The organism is Streptomyces sp. NPDC052910, assembly GCF_055585605.1.
The window spans coordinates 1,006,659-1,022,365 of sequence record NZ_JBVJJR010000001.1; the positions used below are offsets into that span (position 1 = coordinate 1,006,659).

At 71.9% G+C, this 15,707-nt stretch carries 15 protein-coding genes and 1 pseudogene; 4 read left to right on the forward strand and 12 right to left on the reverse strand.

The annotated features are described in order from the left end of the window. From ACZ6X9_RS04310 to ACZ6X9_RS04335, 6 genes and pseudogenes are all read right to left on the reverse strand, one after another. On the reverse strand, window positions 1-972 hold the full coding sequence (locus tag ACZ6X9_RS04310) for an ABC transporter substrate-binding protein (protein ID WP_469776356.1): 972 nt from the start codon (window positions 970-972) through the stop codon (window positions 1-3). Then, window positions 962-2,914, reverse strand: a complete 1,953-nt coding sequence (locus ACZ6X9_RS04315) for an ABC transporter permease (RefSeq protein ID WP_469776357.1) — start codon at window positions 2,912-2,914, stop codon at window positions 962-964. The genes ACZ6X9_RS04310 and ACZ6X9_RS04315 overlap by 11 nt, the downstream gene beginning before the upstream one ends. Beyond that, a pseudogene (locus ACZ6X9_RS04320) lies at window positions 2,911-3,972 on the reverse strand (quaternary amine ABC transporter ATP-binding protein); the annotation flags it as partial. The gene ACZ6X9_RS04315 and the pseudogene ACZ6X9_RS04320, both read right to left, overlap by 4 nt. A 533-nt stretch (window positions 3,973-4,505) precedes the next feature. After that, window positions 4,506-6,068 (reverse strand): GMC family oxidoreductase, encoded by a 1,563-nt coding sequence (locus ACZ6X9_RS04325; RefSeq protein ID WP_469776358.1) that lies wholly within the window; start codon window positions 6,066-6,068, stop codon window positions 4,506-4,508. Window positions 6,069-6,336: 268 nt separating this feature from the next. After that, the gene (locus ACZ6X9_RS04330; RefSeq protein ID WP_469776359.1) at window positions 6,337-7,839 is read right to left on the reverse strand and encodes an aldehyde dehydrogenase family protein; all 1,503 of its coding nucleotides are present in this window, start codon (window positions 7,837-7,839) and stop codon (window positions 6,337-6,339) included. 322 nt (window positions 7,840-8,161) lie between these two features. Continuing rightward, entirely contained in the window at window positions 8,162-8,899 is a 738-nt protein-coding gene (locus ACZ6X9_RS04335; protein WP_469776360.1) for a hypothetical protein, read from the reverse strand. 115 nt (window positions 8,900-9,014) lie between these two features. On the opposite strand from ACZ6X9_RS04335, the gene ACZ6X9_RS04340 reads away from it, so the two are divergent. The 3 genes from ACZ6X9_RS04340 (at window position 9,015) to ACZ6X9_RS04350 (ending at window position 10,505) form a co-directional block, all read left to right on the forward strand. Continuing rightward, window positions 9,015-9,587, forward strand: a complete 573-nt coding sequence (locus tag ACZ6X9_RS04340; RefSeq protein ID WP_469776361.1) for a protease inhibitor I42 family protein — start codon at window positions 9,015-9,017, stop codon at window positions 9,585-9,587. Between the two features lie 37 nt (window positions 9,588-9,624). Further along, the gene (locus ACZ6X9_RS04345) at window positions 9,625-10,017 is read left to right on the forward strand and encodes a helix-turn-helix domain-containing protein (RefSeq protein ID WP_469776362.1); all 393 of its coding nucleotides are present in this window, start codon (window positions 9,625-9,627) and stop codon (window positions 10,015-10,017) included. A 77-nt stretch (window positions 10,018-10,094) separates the two neighbouring features. Beyond that, the gene (locus tag ACZ6X9_RS04350; protein WP_469776363.1) at window positions 10,095-10,505 is read left to right on the forward strand and encodes a VOC family protein; all 411 of its coding nucleotides are present in this window, start codon (window positions 10,095-10,097) and stop codon (window positions 10,503-10,505) included. 29 nt (window positions 10,506-10,534) lie between these two features. On the opposite strand, the gene ACZ6X9_RS04355 is transcribed toward ACZ6X9_RS04350, so the two are convergent. The 5 genes from ACZ6X9_RS04355 to ACZ6X9_RS04375 form a co-directional block, all read right to left on the reverse strand. Further along, window positions 10,535-10,768 (reverse strand): hypothetical protein, encoded by a 234-nt coding sequence (locus ACZ6X9_RS04355; RefSeq protein WP_469776364.1) that lies wholly within the window; start codon window positions 10,766-10,768, stop codon window positions 10,535-10,537. A 192-nt stretch (window positions 10,769-10,960) separates the two neighbouring features. Further along, on the reverse strand, window positions 10,961-11,158 hold the full coding sequence (locus tag ACZ6X9_RS04360) for a hypothetical protein (RefSeq protein WP_469776365.1): 198 nt from the start codon (window positions 11,156-11,158) through the stop codon (window positions 10,961-10,963). Window positions 11,159-11,264: 106 nt separating this feature from the next. Further along, window positions 11,265-12,113, reverse strand: a complete 849-nt coding sequence (locus ACZ6X9_RS04365; RefSeq protein ID WP_469776366.1) for a helix-turn-helix domain-containing protein — start codon at window positions 12,111-12,113, stop codon at window positions 11,265-11,267. A 22-nt stretch (window positions 12,114-12,135) separates the two neighbouring features. After that, window positions 12,136-12,660, reverse strand: a complete 525-nt coding sequence (locus ACZ6X9_RS04370) for a DUF6879 family protein (RefSeq protein ID WP_469776367.1) — start codon at window positions 12,658-12,660, stop codon at window positions 12,136-12,138. Next, window positions 12,635-12,874 (reverse strand): hypothetical protein, encoded by a 240-nt coding sequence (locus ACZ6X9_RS04375; RefSeq protein ID WP_469776368.1) that lies wholly within the window; start codon window positions 12,872-12,874, stop codon window positions 12,635-12,637. Before ACZ6X9_RS04375 ends, ACZ6X9_RS04370 begins: the two co-directional genes overlap by 26 nt. Before the next feature lie 830 nt (window positions 12,875-13,704). On the opposite strand from ACZ6X9_RS04375, the gene ACZ6X9_RS04380 reads away from it, so the two are divergent. Further along, window positions 13,705-14,271, forward strand: coding sequence for a hypothetical protein (locus tag ACZ6X9_RS04380; RefSeq protein WP_469776369.1), 567 nt, complete (start codon window positions 13,705-13,707; stop codon window positions 14,269-14,271). 423 nt (window positions 14,272-14,694) lie between these two features. On the opposite strand, the gene ACZ6X9_RS04385 is transcribed toward ACZ6X9_RS04380, so the two are convergent. Continuing rightward, window positions 14,695-15,684 carry a malate dehydrogenase gene (locus ACZ6X9_RS04385; protein WP_469776370.1) on the reverse strand — a complete coding sequence of 330 codons (990 nt, stop codon included), beginning with the start codon at window positions 15,682-15,684 and terminating at the stop codon, window positions 14,695-14,697. Window positions 15,685-15,707: the final 23 nt, after the last annotated feature.

Consider the following 15,707-nt stretch of genomic DNA (forward strand, 5'->3'; position numbering starts at 1 on the left):
TCACAGCCACTTCTTCCACACCTCCGGGTGCGCCTTCACCCACTTCGCCGCCGCCTTGTCGGCGGGCAGCTTGTCCTCGGCCATCGACTGGGCGACCTCGTTCTGGTCCCGCTTCGTCCAGTGGAACTTCTTCAGGAAGCGGGCCGCGTCGCCGCCCTTGCGGGCGAAGTCGGCGTTGAGGAACTTCTTCAGCGACGAGGTCGGGTAGGCGCAGTCGACGGAGTCGGGGTCCGAGTCGCCCTTCGTCCCGCAGGCGTCCGAGTACGGCGGAAGCTTGACCTCCACCATCGGCACCTCGTTGAACAGCCACTGCGGCTCGTACCAGTACGTCAGAAACGGCTTGCGGTCCTTGGCGAACTGCTTGATCTGGGTGATCTGCGCCGCCTCGGAACCGGCGAAGACGACCTGGTAGTCGAGCTTCAGGTTGTTCACCAGCGCCTTGTCGTGCGTGACGTACGACGGGGAGCCGTCGAGGAGCTGGCCCTTGCCGCGGCTCTCCGGGGTGCGGAGCTGCGACGCGTACTTGTTGAGGTTCCGCCAGTCGGTGACGTCCGGGTGGGCGTCGGCGAAGTACTTGGGGACCCACCAGCCGATGTGGCCGGTGACCCCGAGGTCGCCGCCGTCCGCGACGGTCTTCTTGTCGCTGACGTAACGCTTCTCCTGCTCGGGGTGGCCCCAGTCCTCCATGATGGCGTCCACCCGGCCCTGGCTGAGCGCGTCCCAGGCGGGGACCTCGTCGACCTGGACGGTGTCGACGCGGTAGCCCAGCTCGTGCTCCAGCAGGTACTGGGCGACGGCCGTGTTGGCGCGGGCGCCGACCCAGGACTGGACGGAGAGCGTCACGGACTTCGTACCGGCCGCGTTGGCGTACGGCGAGCCCTGCTTGGTCATGTCGGCCGCGCCACAGCCGGTCAGGGCGAGCGTCCCGAGCGTGCCGAGGGCCGCCGCTCCCGCGATCCACTTACCGCGCATCGCGCGCTCCCTTCGTCGGCTGGGTGACCCGGTCGAGCATCAGGCCCAGGCAGGCGATCGAGGCGCCGGCGACGAGGCCGGTGGCGAGGTCGCCGCGGGCGAGGCCGAAGACCACCTCGTAGCCGAGGCCGCCGCCGCCCACCAGGGCGCCGATGATCACCACGGACAGGACGAGCACCACGGCCTGGTTGACGGCGAGCAGCAGTTCGTTCCGGGCCAGCGGGAACTGGACCTGGAGAAGCTGCTGCCGGCCGGTCGCGCCCATGGACGTCGACGACTCCATGGCCCGCGGGTCGGCCTGCCGCAGCCCCTCGCCCGCGATGCGGATGACGGCGGGCAGCGCGTAGACGACGGCCGCCGCGGCGGCGGGCGCCCGGCCCACGCCGAACAGGGCGACCACCGGGATGAGGTAGACGAACTGCGGCATGGTCTGGAACACGTCGAGCACCGGCCGCAGCAGCCGCTCGGTGCGGCGGCTGCGGGCCACCGCGACGGCGACCGCGAAGCCGAGGACGAGCGTCACGGCGACGGCGGCGAGGACCTGCGAGAGGGTGTCCATGGCACTGTCCCAGCGGCCGAGCACGCCGATCGCGGAGAGCGACAGGACGGCCGTCAGAGTGGTCCGCCAGGTGCCGATGGACCAGGCCAGGGCGGCGACCAGCAGCACGGCGCCCCACCAGGGCAGCGCCTGGAGGCCGTCGCGCAGCGGGTCGAGGACCCAGCCGGTGTAGTGGGCCGCCCAGTCGGCGGTGCCGCCGATGCCCGGGATGCCGGAGTAGAGGTGGTCGACCATCCAGTCCTTCGCCCGGTTGACGGGCTCGGTGACGGCGACGGTCCAGCCGCGCGGCCAGTCGTGCGAGCGGGTCAGGACGAAGCCGGCGACGGCCGCCGCGGCGAGCGCCCAGCCGACCGCGGGGTGGCCCCGGCGGACGGGGGTGCCGTCGGAGCCTCCCGACGTGGTGCGGTCGAGGACGATCGCCAGCAGCACGATCGGAATGCCGGCGGCCAGCGCGGCGCCCACGTCGACGGTGGAGAGCGCCTGGTAGACACGGTCGCCGAGGCCGTCCGCGCCGATCACGGAGGCGATGACGGCCATCGACAACGCCATCATGATCGTCTGGTTGAGGCCCAGCAGGAGCTGCTTGCGGGCCATCGGCAGCCGCGCCGTGACCAGCCGCTGCCAGCCGGTGGCACCGAGCGACTCCACGGCCTCCAGCACGCCGGGGTCGGTGGAGCGCAGGCCGAGCGCGGTGAGCCGGGCCATCGGCGGCGCCGCGTAGACGACGGTGGCGAGGACCGCGGGGGCCACGCCGATGCCGAAGACGAGGACGACGGGCAGCAGGTAGGCGAAGGCGGGCAGCGCCTGCATGGTGTCCAGGACGGGCCGCAGTACGCGGAACGTCCGGTCGGACAGCCCGGCCGCGAGGCCGAGGAGCGCGCCGACGAGGACGGACGCGGCGACGGCGACGGCCATCAGCGCGAGCGTCCGCATCGTCGGCACCCACATGTCCAGCAGGCCGCAGACGGCGAACGACGCCACGGCCGTCACGGCGGCCCGGACGCCCGCGGCGCGCCAGGCCACCAGCGCGGCACCGGCCGTCACACCGGCCCAGCCGAGGGCGAGCAGCACGACGTAGACGACGTGCACGGCGCCGATGATGACGTTGCTGACGTGCCCGAAGAAGTACAGGAACAGCCAGTGGCTGTCACGGTTGTCCACGATCCAGTCACCGGCCGAGCGCAGCGGCTCGTCCAGCGAGACGGTCAGCGCGTGCGGCCAGCCGCCGCTCCCCCACGCCGCGTGGGCGAAGGGGGCGAGGACCAGCCCGGCCACGGCCAGGGACAGCAGCTTGCGCGCGGCCGGGCGCCGCAGGAGCGCCCGGAGCCGCGCGGTGTCCGGGGCCGCGACCGTGGTGCGGGGGGTGGGGGTGGTGGTGCTCATGCCGCCGCTTTCTCCAGGCGTCCCGGGCCTTCCAGCCCGGCGACCACGCTCAGGAGGCACTTGAAGTCGACGATTCCGACGCAGCGGCCTCCTTCCACGACACGGGCGGGCCTGCCGCCGCGTGCGACGACGTCGATGGCCTCGGCGACGGTCGTCCCGGCCGACACGGTGGGCCCGGTACCGCCGCGGGCCTCGCCGAGCGTGGCGGGGCGCATGGCGCGCCGGACGGTGAGGACCTGCTCCCGGGGGATGTCCCGGACGAAGTCGCGGACGTAGTCGTCGGCCGGGGAACCGACGATCTCCTCGGGGGTGCCGCACTGCACGACCCGGCCGCCGCGCATCAGCGCGATGCGGTCGCCGATGCGGAGCGCCTCGGAGAGGTCGTGGGTGATGAAGACCATCGTCCGGCCCTCGTCGCGGTGCAGCCGGACGACCTCCTCCTGCATGTCGCGGCGGATCAGCGGGTCGAGGGCGCTGAACGGCTCGTCGAACAGCAGGACTTCGGGGTCGGCGGCGAGGGCGCGGGCCAAACCGACGCGCTGCTGCTGACCACCGGAGAGCTGGCCGGGGCGGCGCGCCTCCATGCCCGCCAAGCCGACCTTGTCGACCATTTCGGCGGCGCGGGCGCGGCGTTCCGCCTTGGCGACGCCCTGGATCTCCAGTCCGTAGGCGACGTTGTCGAGCACCGTGCGGTGCGGCAGCAGGCCGAAGTGCTGGAAGACCATGGCCGCGCGGTGCCGGCGCAGCTCGCGCAGGGCGTTCTTGTCCATCGAGCGGACGTCCTCGCCGTCGATGGCGATGCTGCCGCTGGTGGGCTCGATGAGGCGGGTGAGACACCGGACGAGGGTGGACTTGCCCGAGCCGGAGAGGCCCATGACGACGAAGACCTCACCCGGGCGGACGTCGAACGACACGTCCCGGACGGCGACGGTGCAGCCGGCCTGCTCGCGCAGCTCCTCCGGGGAGAGTTCGGCCAGTTCGCTGCCCGGGACGCGCTCGGGGCGGTTCCCGAAGACCTTCCACAGGTTGCGGACGGAGAAGACGGGGTCGGGAGCGGGCCGCGCCTCGCCGCCGGATTCGGGGGCACGGTCGGTGCCGTCGGCACGGCCGGCGGTGGCGGCCGGGGCGGTGCGGACCGGCTTCTCGGCCGCGGCGGTGGGGGCGGCGTGCTCGGCCGCGGTGGCGCGGGCGGGCTCGGCGGCGCTGTCGCTCGGGGCGGGCTCGGCGGTGTCGCGGCCCTGCTGGGTGGCGTTGCGGCCCTGCTCGGCGGCGCTGTCGCTCGGGGCGGCCTCGACGGTGTCGCGGCCCTGCTCGGCGGCGCTGCGGCCGCTCGCCTGATCGGCTGCGGACGCGCGCTCTGCCGAAGCGGCCTCGGTGCGCGCGGACTTGGCGTTCGCGGGGCCTGCGGACCCGGTACGGGCGGGTCGCGAGGTCCCGGTGGCGGCGGTCTGCGGGTTCCCGGTGGCCTGGGCCCTCGAGGTCCCGGTGGTGGCGGTCTGCGGGTTCCCGGTGGCCTGGGTCCGCGAGGACCCGGTGGCGGCGGGCCGCGAGGGCTCCGCGTCGGGCGTCCGGTTGACGGTGTCGGTTCCGCTCACTGGCCGTCACCCCTCTCGGTCGAATCCGATACAAGCAGTTCGGCACACTTCTCCCCCACCATCAGCACGCCGATCATCGGGTTGACCGCGGTCATGGTCGGGAAGACCGACGCGTCGGCGATGCGCACCCGCTCCAGGCCGCGGACCCGCAGCTCCGGGTCGACGACGGCCTGCTCGTCGGTCACGGCGCCCATCTTGCAGGTGCCAGCCGGGTGGTAGACGGTGTGGGCGACCTTGCGGGCGTACTCGCTGAGCTCCTCGTCGGAGGTGATCTCCGGGCCGGGGCAGACCTCGCGCTTGAGCCAGCCGGCCAGCGGCTCGGTCTTCGCTATCTCGCGGGCGAGGCGGATGCCGTCGACGAGCGTGCGCGCGTCGTAGTCCTCCTCGTCGGTGAAGTACCGGAAGTCCAGGGCCGGCTTCGCCTCGGGGTCGGCGCTGGTGAGGTAGAGGCGGCCGCGGCTGCGCGGCTTGGGGATGTTGGGGGTCATCGACACGCCGTGCGCGGGCTTCTCGTAGCCCAGCCGCTCCGGGTTGTCGGTGAACGGGATCTGGTAGAAGTGGAACATCAGGTCGGGCCCGTTGGCGTCCGGGTCGCGGCGGACGAAGAGGCCCGCGTCGGAGTCCATCGCCGAGTTCTCGGGGATCGGCCCGTTCGTCTCCCAGACGATCACCGACTCGGGGTGGTCGAGCAGATTCTCGCCGACGCCCGGCAGGTCGTGGACCACCGGAATGCCCAGCGCCTCCAGGTCGGCCTTGGGGCCGACGCCGGAGTGCAGCAGCAGCCGGGGGGTGTCGATCGCGCCGGCGCAGAGGATCACCTCGCGGCCGGCCTCGACCAGCAGCTCCCGGCCGTCCTTGGTGCGGGCGCGGACGCCGGTCGCCCGGGTGCCGTCCAGCTCCAGCTTGTGCACCCAGGTCTCCAGCAGGATGCGGAGGTTGGGGCGGTCACCGGCCTCGATGTGCGGGTGGAGGTAGGCGACGGACGCGGAGGAGCGCTTGTTGTTCTCGGGGTGGTACGCGAGGTCGAAGAAGCCGACGCCCTCGTGGAACGGCTCCTTGTTGAAGCCCTCCACGCGCGGCACGCCGGCGGCCTCCTGGGCGGCCTCGACGAAGTCGCGGGCGATGGCGTTCCGGTCCTTCTCGTCGACCGGGACGATGTTGTTCCGCAGCCGCTTGAAGTACGGGTCCATGGACGCCCAGTCCCAGCCCTCGGCGCCGGCGGCGGCCCACTCGTCCCAGTCGCCGGGCAGCGGCTTGAAGGAGATCAGGGTGTTGTGCGAGGAGCACCCGCCGAGCACGCGGGCGCGGCTGTGGCGGATGTACGAGTTGCCGCGCGGCTGCTCGACGGTGGCGTAGTCGTAGTCGAGGTCGCCGCCGAGCAGGCCGAGCCAGCGGCGCAGGGTGAGGACATCGGGGCGGTCGATGTCCGTCGGGCCGCCCTCGATGACGACGACGCTGACGTCCGGGTCCTCGACGAGGCGGGACGCGATGACCGAGCCGGCGGTTCCGCCGCCGACGACGACGTAGTCAGCCGTGAGCTTCTCAACTGCGGGGGGCATGCGGGGGTGCTCCTCTGGGGTGAAGTGGTCGCGGAAGGTACTGCGCTGGGTCGTGCTGTGCTGGTCGTACTGGGGGTGTCGGGATGGGTCTGAAGTCAAGGTCCGGTACCGCGCCCGGGGTGGGCGGGATGCGGCGGGCCGGGCCCGCGCTCCGGTGGTGGTGCGTTCCGTCGCGCGGGCCGGAGGCCCTGTGGGGAGGCGCGTGCCGCGGTCGGTGGGTGTGCCCCTGCCGGCGCCGCGCCGGGTACGGCGTGCTCCGGTGCCGGGGTCAGCCGGCGAACCAGCGCACGGGCGCGGGGGCGAGGTTCTGGTAGATGTGCTTGGGCTCGCGGTACTCGGCGAGCCCGGAGGGGCCGAGCTCGCGGCCGATGCCGGACTTGCCGAAGCCGCCCCATTCCGCCTGCGGCAGGTAGGGGTGGTAGTCGTTGATCCACACCGTGCCGTGCCGCAGCCGGCCGGCCACCCGGCGGGCGCGGCCCGCGTCCCGGGTCCAGACGGCGCCGGCGAGCCCGTACTCGGTGTCGTTGGCGAGGGCGACGGCCTCGTCCTCGGTGTGGAAGGTCTCGACGGTGAGGATGGGCCCGAAGGTCTCCTCGCGGACGACCTTCATGCCGCGCGTGCAGCGGTCGAGGACGGTCGGCTCGTAGAAGTAGCCGGTGGCGGGGCGGGTCTCGCCGGGCTCGGGGCGGGCCCCGCCGCAGCGCAGCACCGCACCCTCGGCGAGCGCGGAGGCGACGTACGCCTCGGTCTTCTCCAACTGCGCGGCGGATACCAGCGGTCCGCACTCGACGCCCGGCTCGGTGCCGCGGCCGAGCCGGATCCGTTCGGCGCGGCGGGCGAGTTCGGCGACGAAGCGTTCGCGGACGGACGCCTCGATGATCAGCCGGGAGCCGGCCGAGCAGACCTGGCCGCTGTGGATGAAGGCGGCGTTGAGCGCCTGGTCGACGGCGGTGTCGAAGCCCTCGTCGGTGGCGCAGGCGTCGGCGAAGACGACGTTGGGGTTCTTGCCGCCGAGTTCGAGTGCGACCTTCTTCACCGTGGGGGCGGCGGCGCGCATCACGCGGGTGCCGCTGGCCAGGCCGCCGGTGAAGGAGATCAGGTCGACGTCGGGGTGCTCGGACAGCCGGGCGCCGACCGGGTCGCCGGCGCCGGTGACGATGTTGGCGGCACCGGCGGGCAGCCCGGCCTCCACGAGGAGGCGGACGAGGTGCACGGTCGACAGCGGCGTGACCTCACTCGGCTTGATCACGAAGGTGTTGCCCGCGGCCAGCGCCGGGGCGATCTTCCAACTGGCCTGGAGCAGCGGGTAGTTCCACGGCGTGATGAGCGCGCAGACACCGACCGGCTCGTGCACGACCACGCTGTGCACGTCGGGGCTGCCGGCGTCGACGACCCGGCCGCCGCTCTCGTTCACCACGAGATCGGCGAAGTACCGGAAGGCGTTGGTGACGTCGTCGACGTCGGTCCGGCCCTCCTCCAGGGTCTTGCCGGTGTCGCGGCTCTCGATCAGCGCGATCTCCTCGCGGTCCCGCTGGAGCAGGTCCGCGACGCGGCGCAGCAGCGCGGCGCGCTCGGCGACGGGCGTCCGCGGCCAGGGGCCGTGGTCGAACGCCGCCCGGGCGGCGGCCACGGCCGCGTCGGTGTCCTCCGTACCGCCCTCGGCCACCATGGCGAGGACCTTGGCATCGGCCGGGTCGAGCACCTCCCGCTGAGCGCCGGAGGCGGCGGCACGCCACCTCCCGTTCACGTGGATCGTCTCGACTGACGACATGTTCTTCCTCTGCTTCCGGTCTCCGTGCGGTCCCGCCGACGGCCGTCTCAGCACAGAGCTCGGCCGTCAACGGGGCGCGCCTAACCGAACGCGGGGCGCCCATGCCTCCTTTTGCTCATAGAGTGACCCATGTCACCGGAATCCCGCCCATGGTCACGCGCAGCAAGGGCCTCTCACCTGAGGGTCACGGCAGGGCGGGGCGGCGCTGCCCGGGCCTGGCGGGGCACTCGGAAGCCGGGGGCTCGGAAGCCGGGAAGCTCGGAAGTCGGGGGCTCGGAAGCCGGGGCGGCCGAAAGCCGGTGCGCCCCGGCACGCGGGGCGCTCAGAAATCCGGACGGACGGCCAGTCGGGCGAGCGCGTCCGGCACAGGGCCCCGGGCGAACTCCCAGCCGGGGAGTCCGCCCCACGCTATGGACGTCCTCAGGTACTCGACGAGGGTGATGCCCTCGCGCCCGGCCACTCCGTACACCTCCGGATCGGCGCGGGCGTCGGGGAGGACGACGTCGTGGGTGCCGCCGCTGACGTTGGCCTTGTGGAGCTCGTCGGGTGCGAGGGAGAAGAGGAACGCTTCGTCCTCCTCACCGTCCGGGTCCTCGGTGTACGCCTCCCACTCGTAGTGGAGGTGCTCGACGCCCGCGATGTCCAGCGGGTCCGGATAACCGTCGCCGGGCGGGCCCGTCCGGGGCGGCGGACCGTCGTGGTAGCGCAGCCCGAGCGCCGGGCAGTCGCCGAGGAACGACACGTCGCCCACCGTCAGGAAGCTCGCCTTGAGCGCGGCGGGCAGGACGCCGACGGCCTCCTCCGCCTCCCGCACGGCGGCCGGGGTGCTTCCGGTGGGCGGCCGGTGCGGTGCCATTCCGGCCGCGGCCTGGACGAACCCCAGCTCGGGCAGCGCCTCCGCGAGCCGGACCACGTGCCGCGCCACCCGTTCCATGGTGGCCATGGCCACCGCCTCCACATCCTCCCGGAGCGCGCCGGGCACCGGCCCGAGCCCGCGCAGCTCGTTCCAGACCTGCTCGTGCTCACCCTGCCGCGCGTAGCGCGTGAAGAACGACGTCATGGCAGCACGTTAGGGCCGGCCACTGACATCGCCGCCGGCGTACGGGAGGCGGGTGGTGCCCGTCCGCGTCCGCTCCCGTGAGCACGGCATGCTCCGCACCCGCGAACATGGCCCTGTGAACAGACCGAAGAGAACCGCCGGACGTCATGCCCTCCTCCCCCTGGGAGCGGCCCTGCTGACCCTCGTCCTGACCGCCTGCGGAGGCGGGGGCGGCGGTGGCGGTGGGAGCCACGAAACCGGGAAGGGCAAGGACAAGGGTGGCGCCAGGGTCGAAGGCGGGGACGAGGACCGGCGCGGCATGCTCGGCACCGTCCACGAGGACCGGCTGCCGCCGAACGACCCCGCGCGCCCCAACCCGCGCGACCGCACGGAGGCCACGCTCACCGTCCGGCACGGCGAGCGCTTCACCATCGCGATGCGGGAGAGCGCGTCCGCGCGGCTGCACTGGGACCTGTCCGGGGCCGGTCCCGACCGGAACATCGTCCGCCCAGCCGGCACCAGCAGTTACCAGACGGCTCAGGAACGGGAGGCGATCGGTTCGAGCCACGCCCGGTACTTCACCTTCGAGGCCGTGGGCACGGGCACCACACGCATCGTCCTCACCAACCGTTGCGGCAGCGATCCCCGGAACGGCTGCTACTCCCCGGAGCTCGCCCGGTCCGTCACGTATCCCGTGACCGTGCGCTGAGGTCCGAAGCCCCGGACCGGCATGGTGGGATGGTCCCGTGAGCCGCGCCACCGAACAGACCAACCGCCGGATGCTCCGCGCCAGGGACGCCATGGACCGCGCCTACGCGCGGCCGCTGGACATCCCGGCCCTGGCCCGGATCGCCCATGTGTCGGAGGCCCACTTCATCCGCGTCTTCCGGGCCACCTTCGGCGAGACGCCACACCGCTACCTCCAGCGCCGGCGCGTCGAACGCGCGATGTCCCTGCTGCGCGACACCGACCGCAGCGTGACCGACATCTGCTTCGAGGTCGGCTTCGGCAGCCCGGGCACCTTCAGCCGCACGTTCCGCGACATCGTCGGCCGTTCGCCGCGCGCGTACCGCAAGGAGGCGGTCGCCGCGGGCGTGCCCACGTGCTTCGCGATGGCGTGGACGCGACCGAGCGGCTGAACCGGGGGCGGCCGGCCCTCCGGAACCGAGCAGTTTCGGATAAGTTTTCGCCCGCAATGATCACTAACGTAGTGCCCATGTTCAACGCCATCACGCACTCGCAGATATTCGTCCTCGACCAGGACGAGGCACTCGACTTCTACGTCGGCAAGCTCGGCCTGGAGGTCGCCGCCGACGTCGACCTGGGCTTCATGCGCTGGCTGACCATCCAGGTCCCCGGCCGGCCCGACCGCCAGATCCTGCTGGAGAAGCCGGGCGCCCCGGCCCTCTCCGAGGAGACGGCGGCACAGGTCCGCGACCTGCTGACCAAGGGCGCCATGGCCGGCTGGCTCATCCTGACCACCGACGACTGCCGCAAGACGTACGAGACGCTGCTGGCGCAGGGCGTCGAGTTCACCGAGGAGCCGACCGAGCGCCCCTACGGCATCGACTGCGGCCTCCGCGACCCGTTCGGCAACCGCATCCGCTTCACTCAGCCGAAGAGCTGAGCGCGCCGGGCGGCCCGGGTTCACGCAGGTCACGCACCGAGCGCGGCGTTCCGCACCGGGCTGTCCACGTAGTGGTCGCCGAAACGCTCCGCCGACTCCCTGTCCTCTTCGGGCCCGGCCCCGCCGCGCATGACCCGCCCCGGCAGCCGCACGTGACCGAAACGCGCCGTCCCGGGCGTGAAGGCGAACAGGGCGTCGGCGTTGGCCGTGCACCCGGGAACGGCGGCGAACGCGTGCGGGGTGTCCGGCGGGGCGAGGAGCAAGCCCCCGCCGTTCAGGACCTCGACCTCATCGTCCTCACGCCCAGCACAGCGGGCACCTGCACACCACCCACTCCCCCCGCAGCCTCCCGAGCTCCTAAATCGGCACCTGCTTCCGCGCCTTGTCGGGCGTGACACCGGGCTCGCGCTTGTAGACGGTGACCATGCGGGTGCCGTCGCTCGCGAGGACGCTCCTCATGCGCGGTTCCTTCCACCGGCGGACCGGGCCTCGGCGAGCACACGGCCGACGTGGTCCCGGAACGGTTCCGCCTCGGAAGGGCGGAGACGCAGGGTGGTGTCGGTGACGTGCTCGCCGCCTCTGCACAACCACAGCGGGACGCAGACATTGCCGTCGGCGTCCAGGTAGGGGCGTCGGAACGGAGTGAGTTCCACGCGCCAGGAATGGGTTCCGGTTGATTGGCCAGTCAGCTCCATACGAGGGACGGCAGAAGCGCCGCGACCACGGCTACCACTCCCTTGCATGGGTTTGCATCCCGGTTCACCCCAAGGCTGTGATGGCACTGCCGATCAAGCAGCGTGCCTCCGTACCATGGACCGCCATGGCCGACAGGCGCCCAAAGGCCTTGCGGTACAAGGCGATCTCACCGGGTTCGGTGATCTTCACTTCAGCGGTCAACAACTCGACCTGGACCTCGCGGTCATCGAAGATCATGAACGTCTCCAGTCCCCACATGTGCCGGTGGGCGGCCCTGGGGACGACTCCCAGAGAAACCGATGGCAACGCCATGACGGCAAGGAGATAGCCGAGTTGCCCGGCCATGACTTCCGAGCCGCCGTGCGCGCGGTACAGGACGTCCTCTTCGACGATCAAGGCGAAGCGGTGATCCCCTTGGCGAATGACTCGCGAACGCTCAACTCGTGCGGCGGCGGCCGCCGGCGCGTCATTGGGGGTTCCTTGAAACTCGCTGATCGTCGACAACAGTGCCGTGGCATACCCCTCCGTCTGCACGAGCCCGGGAAGAACGTTGGAGCAGTACACCCGAAAGTCCCGTGTCCGCTCGTACAGCGGGACAACCGACTCCTGATGCCGCCGAATGCCGGTACGGTGGAGCCGCTTCCACTGCACGTACATGGTGTCGGCAGCACGGTTCGCAGCAATCAGGTCGAGCACCTGGTCGTCCGCACGGCACGCGGCGCACCATTTACGGATGTCCGCGTCCGACGGCGGAGTCCTGGCATTCTCGATCCGCGACGTCTTCGACTCGCTCCACCCGCACCGGCGAGCCAGTTCACGCCCGTTCAGCTCCGCGTCCAGCCGTATGTCCCTCAGCCGCGCAGCGAGGGACTCGCGCGCCTGCTGGACGGATCCGGGCCTGGGCTCTGGCATGAACTGGCTGTCCGGTTAACGGCTAGGCGACCTTGTACTCCTCATGCGGCACCGCGCGTTTCCATACTTCCTCGAAGGCGGCAGCACACAAGCGAGTCACGGAGTCATCCTCGCTGAACTGGGGCTCCGCCGGCACGCCGTCCCCTGTGAAGACATTGAACCGGACCGACCGGCCATCGATCAGCCAGAAATCGTTGCCCGGAAGCGCGATACCGGACGCCTCCGACCGGGGCAACCACCGGACCTGCTCGCCCGCATCGATGATCACAGGCGTCCCGGCGTGCTCGTACCGAACGTATTCGGTCACCGGTTCCGAGACGATCCGCGCGCGGCGCATGAGCACGCCACGTCCGGCAGTGCGCCTCACGAGGGCCACCCAGTCGCGCCACAGCGGCGATTGAGGGTCGTCCACCCGCTCCCCTCGCCGCCAGGCGGCGAAGGACTCCCGCTCCTCGTCCACCGAGTACACATCGCGCATTTCCAGGTGCAGAGCCGAGCTGCGCGCCGAGTCCAGCAGTTCCTCAAAGCTGGGGACGCTTCGCGGCATCGCACGCCTCCCTCATCATCGGCACCATGCGGGCCGGAATCCGGACCACTGCCTCCGTCGAGGGGATCGACCCCGTCTTCAAGCAGTCCTGGGTGGTGTGCTCGTCGGCCTTCCAACCCTGGATGACGAGGTCACGGGTGTCCTGGTCCACCCACACCGTGGGGCAGTTGCCGCCTGCGCTTTCAGGGTCGACACCCACCAAGTGCAGCGCCATACGAGCCTCCCTGCGAGTGGTTGCTCTCCTTTGCACGACCTTGCCGGGACAGGCGCGTCGGGGTCAACAGCGCGTACGAGACGCGAGGGAGCGCACATCCAAGCTCGCGCTCCCCTGTAAGCCGCCAGACAACCACCCGATGCGCCTGTGTCTACAACTACGTTCGCACAGCTCTGACTTGTCGGTACTCTCGGCGCATTCCAACCGTACAAACGGAGCGGCCCCCGCGTGTCTGCCAGGACATCGCGAGGGCCTACACCGCCGAGGTCTGAAACGGAGACCCACGGGATGATGCGCCATGTTAGCGCGCCCCAGCGTCGCTTCACCCAGGTATCGAACGACATCATTCGCCACCCGAACCTCTCTTCGGACGCCGTGCGTCTTCTCGTCTGGTCACTGTCGCTCGCCGACACCACCGACGTCTCGCTCTCCGAGGTCGCGCGGCGTGCCGGGGTCAAGAACGGGTCCTTCCAGCGCGCCAAGGCGCAGCTCAAGGAGACCGGTTACGCGCACGAGTGGCGGCGGCAGGGGAGTGACGGGCGGTGGGTGACCACGCAGTTGGTGGCCGGGGTGCCGTTGAGTGCGGAGGAGGCCCTGGCCGTGCGGGACGGGGAAGCGGTGCCGGCGGGACCGAGTGCCGGGAAACCGGCCGTCGGTGGACCGGGGTCCCGGGCGGTCGGTGGTCCCCTTAGGGAGAAGACGGGGAGCAACACGCCCCTCCCTCCCACCCGCCGGAACCTGAGCCGGTGCCGGAAGCGGAGCCGGAGCGAGAGCGAGAGCCGGTGCCGGGACCCAGGCCTGAGCCCGAGCCGGAGCCGGAGCGAGAGCCGGTGCCGGAGCCGAAGCCCGATCCGGAGCCCGACGTGGAGGAGCCGCCCCCTCCGCCGCCCCCGTCCGGGCCGCGCCCGACTCCCCCCGAGTGCCTCCCGGAGCAACTCGTCGAGCACGGTGCCCTGATCCTCGCCTCCGTCTCGCACGGTGAACGCCGGTTGCGGCTGACCGGCCGGGAGGTCGGGGAACTCGCGCCGCTGGCGGCGGACTGGCTGCTGCGCGGGGTGAAAGCACCCGACCTGCGACTGGAGTTGACCGCCGGGTTGCCCGAGCGGATTCATCACGCGGCCGCCCTCCTCCGCAACCGGCTGCTCCGCAAGTTGCCGGAAGCGCCCCCGATCCGAGCGACACGCACCGGACCCGCCCAGCCGAAGATCAAGGGCATGCGCGAATGCCGGGGAGACCACACGCAGCCGTTCTACTTCCGTCCGCTGGGCGACGAACTCTGGTGTCACGGCTGCCGGACGGAACGGGCGGAGCGCGAACGGCAGGCGGCGGCGTGCGCGGCGCGGGATGCCGCCGTCCGAGGGGCGGCCGCCGTACGCGCGGCCCTGGGACGCGCGTAGCCCGACGCGCGCGGCGCGCGCAGGCCTGGACGGCGCCATCAGGGCCGTACCGCCCGCGTCCGGCAGCCCCGGCCGGACCCCGCCGACGTCGCGATCCCGCACGGACGAGCCCCGGCCGGACTTCGACGCACATGGGTCGACGTTCGGCGCGCACAGCGCCTGGTTCGGCGCGGACCGGCGACCGGCGCCCCCGCACGACGTCGCCGTACGGGGCGTAGAACGTCCTACCAGCGGCCCCGACAGGCACGGCGGAAAGCGGCGCTCGCAGCGGGGTTCGGCGAGTCCACGCCAAGCTGGGACGAACCGCTGCGGCAGCCCGCGGAAACGCGCGCGGCCCCGCCACCGGTGACGGAAGCCACCGGCGGCAGGGCCGCGCGTCCGACCGCCTGGCTCACACGGAACGGACGGAACAGAGTAGACGGATCAGATGAGGCCGAGCTTGCGGACCGCGTCGCGCTCCTCGACCAGCTCCTGGACGGAGGCGTCGATGCGGGTGCGGGAGAAGTCGTTGATCTCCAGGCCCTGGACGATCTCGTACTTGCCGTCCTTGCAGGTGACCGGGAAGGACGAGATGAGGCCCTCGGGGACACCGTAGGAGCCGTCCGAGGGGATGCCCATGGACGTCCAGTCGCCGGCGGCGGTGCCGTTGACCCAGGTGTGGACGTGGTCGATGGCGGCGTTGGCGGCGGAGGCGGCCGAGGAGGCGCCGCGCGCCTCGATGATGGCGGCGCCGCGCTTGGCGACGGTCGGGATGAAGGTGTCGGCCAGCCACGCCTCGTCGTTGACGACCTCGGCGGCGTTCTTGCCCGCGACCTCGGCGTGGAAGACGTCCGGGTACTGGGTGGCGGAGTGGTTGCCCCAGATCGTCAGCTTCTTGATCTCGGACACGGCCGCGCCGGTCTTCCGGGCGAGCTGCGAGATCGCGCGGTTGTGGTCCAGGCGGGTCATCGCGGTGAAGCGCTCGGCCGGGACGTCCGGCGCGGCGGCCTGGGCGATGAGGGCGTTGGTGTTGGCGGGGTTGCCGACGACCAGGACCTTGATGTCGTCCGCGGCGTGGTCGTTGATGGCCTTGCCCTGCGGCTTGAAGATGCCGCCGTTGGCCTCGAGGAGGTCGCCGCGCTCCATGCCCTTGGTGCGGGGGCGGGCGCCGACGAGCAGCGCGACGTTGGCGCCGTCGAAGGCCACGTTCGGGTCGTCGGTGATCTCGATGCCGCGCAGCAGCGGGAACGCGCAGTCGTCGAGCTCCATGGCGGTGCCCTCGGCGGCCTTGAGACCCTGCGGGATCTCCAGGAGTCGCAGCTTGACCGGCACGTCGGCGCCGAGGAGGTGACCGGAGGCGATGCGGAAGAGCAGCGCGTAGCCGATCTGACCGGCCGCGCCGGTGACGGTGACATTGACGGGAGTGCGGGTCATGGCGATCTCCTGCTGCGAAACTG

Excerpts from the sequence above, each read along its gene's own strand:
- ACZ6X9_RS04315 (WP_469776357.1), bottom strand. The coding sequence starts at position 2,914 with ATGAGCACCACCACCCCCACCCCCCGCACCACGGTCGCGGCCCCGGAC.
- ACZ6X9_RS04370 (WP_469776367.1), bottom strand. The coding sequence starts at position 12,660 with ATGCCGCGAAGCGTCCCCAGCTTTGAGGAACTGCTGGACTCGGCGCGC.
- ACZ6X9_RS04325 (WP_469776358.1), bottom strand. The coding sequence starts at position 6,068 with ATGCCCCCCGCAGTTGAGAAGCTCACGGCTGACTACGTCGTCGTCGGC.
- ACZ6X9_RS04375 (WP_469776368.1), bottom strand. The coding sequence starts at position 12,874 with ATGGCGCTGCACTTGGTGGGTGTCGACCCTGAAAGCGCAGGCGGCAAC.
- ACZ6X9_RS04310 (WP_469776356.1), bottom strand. The coding sequence starts at position 972 with ATGCGCGGTAAGTGGATCGCGGGAGCGGCGGCCCTCGGCACGCTCGGG.
- ACZ6X9_RS04330 (WP_469776359.1), bottom strand. The coding sequence starts at position 7,839 with ATGTCGTCAGTCGAGACGATCCACGTGAACGGGAGGTGGCGTGCCGCC.
- ACZ6X9_RS04365 (WP_469776366.1), bottom strand. The coding sequence starts at position 12,113 with ATGCCAGAGCCCAGGCCCGGATCCGTCCAGCAGGCGCGCGAGTCCCTC.
- ACZ6X9_RS04335 (WP_469776360.1), bottom strand. The coding sequence starts at position 8,899 with ATGACGTCGTTCTTCACGCGCTACGCGCGGCAGGGTGAGCACGAGCAG.
- ACZ6X9_RS04385 (WP_469776370.1), bottom strand. The coding sequence starts at position 15,684 with ATGACCCGCACTCCCGTCAATGTCACCGTCACCGGCGCGGCCGGTCAG.
- ACZ6X9_RS04350 (WP_469776363.1), top strand. The coding sequence starts at position 10,095 with ATGTTCAACGCCATCACGCACTCGCAGATATTCGTCCTCGACCAGGAC.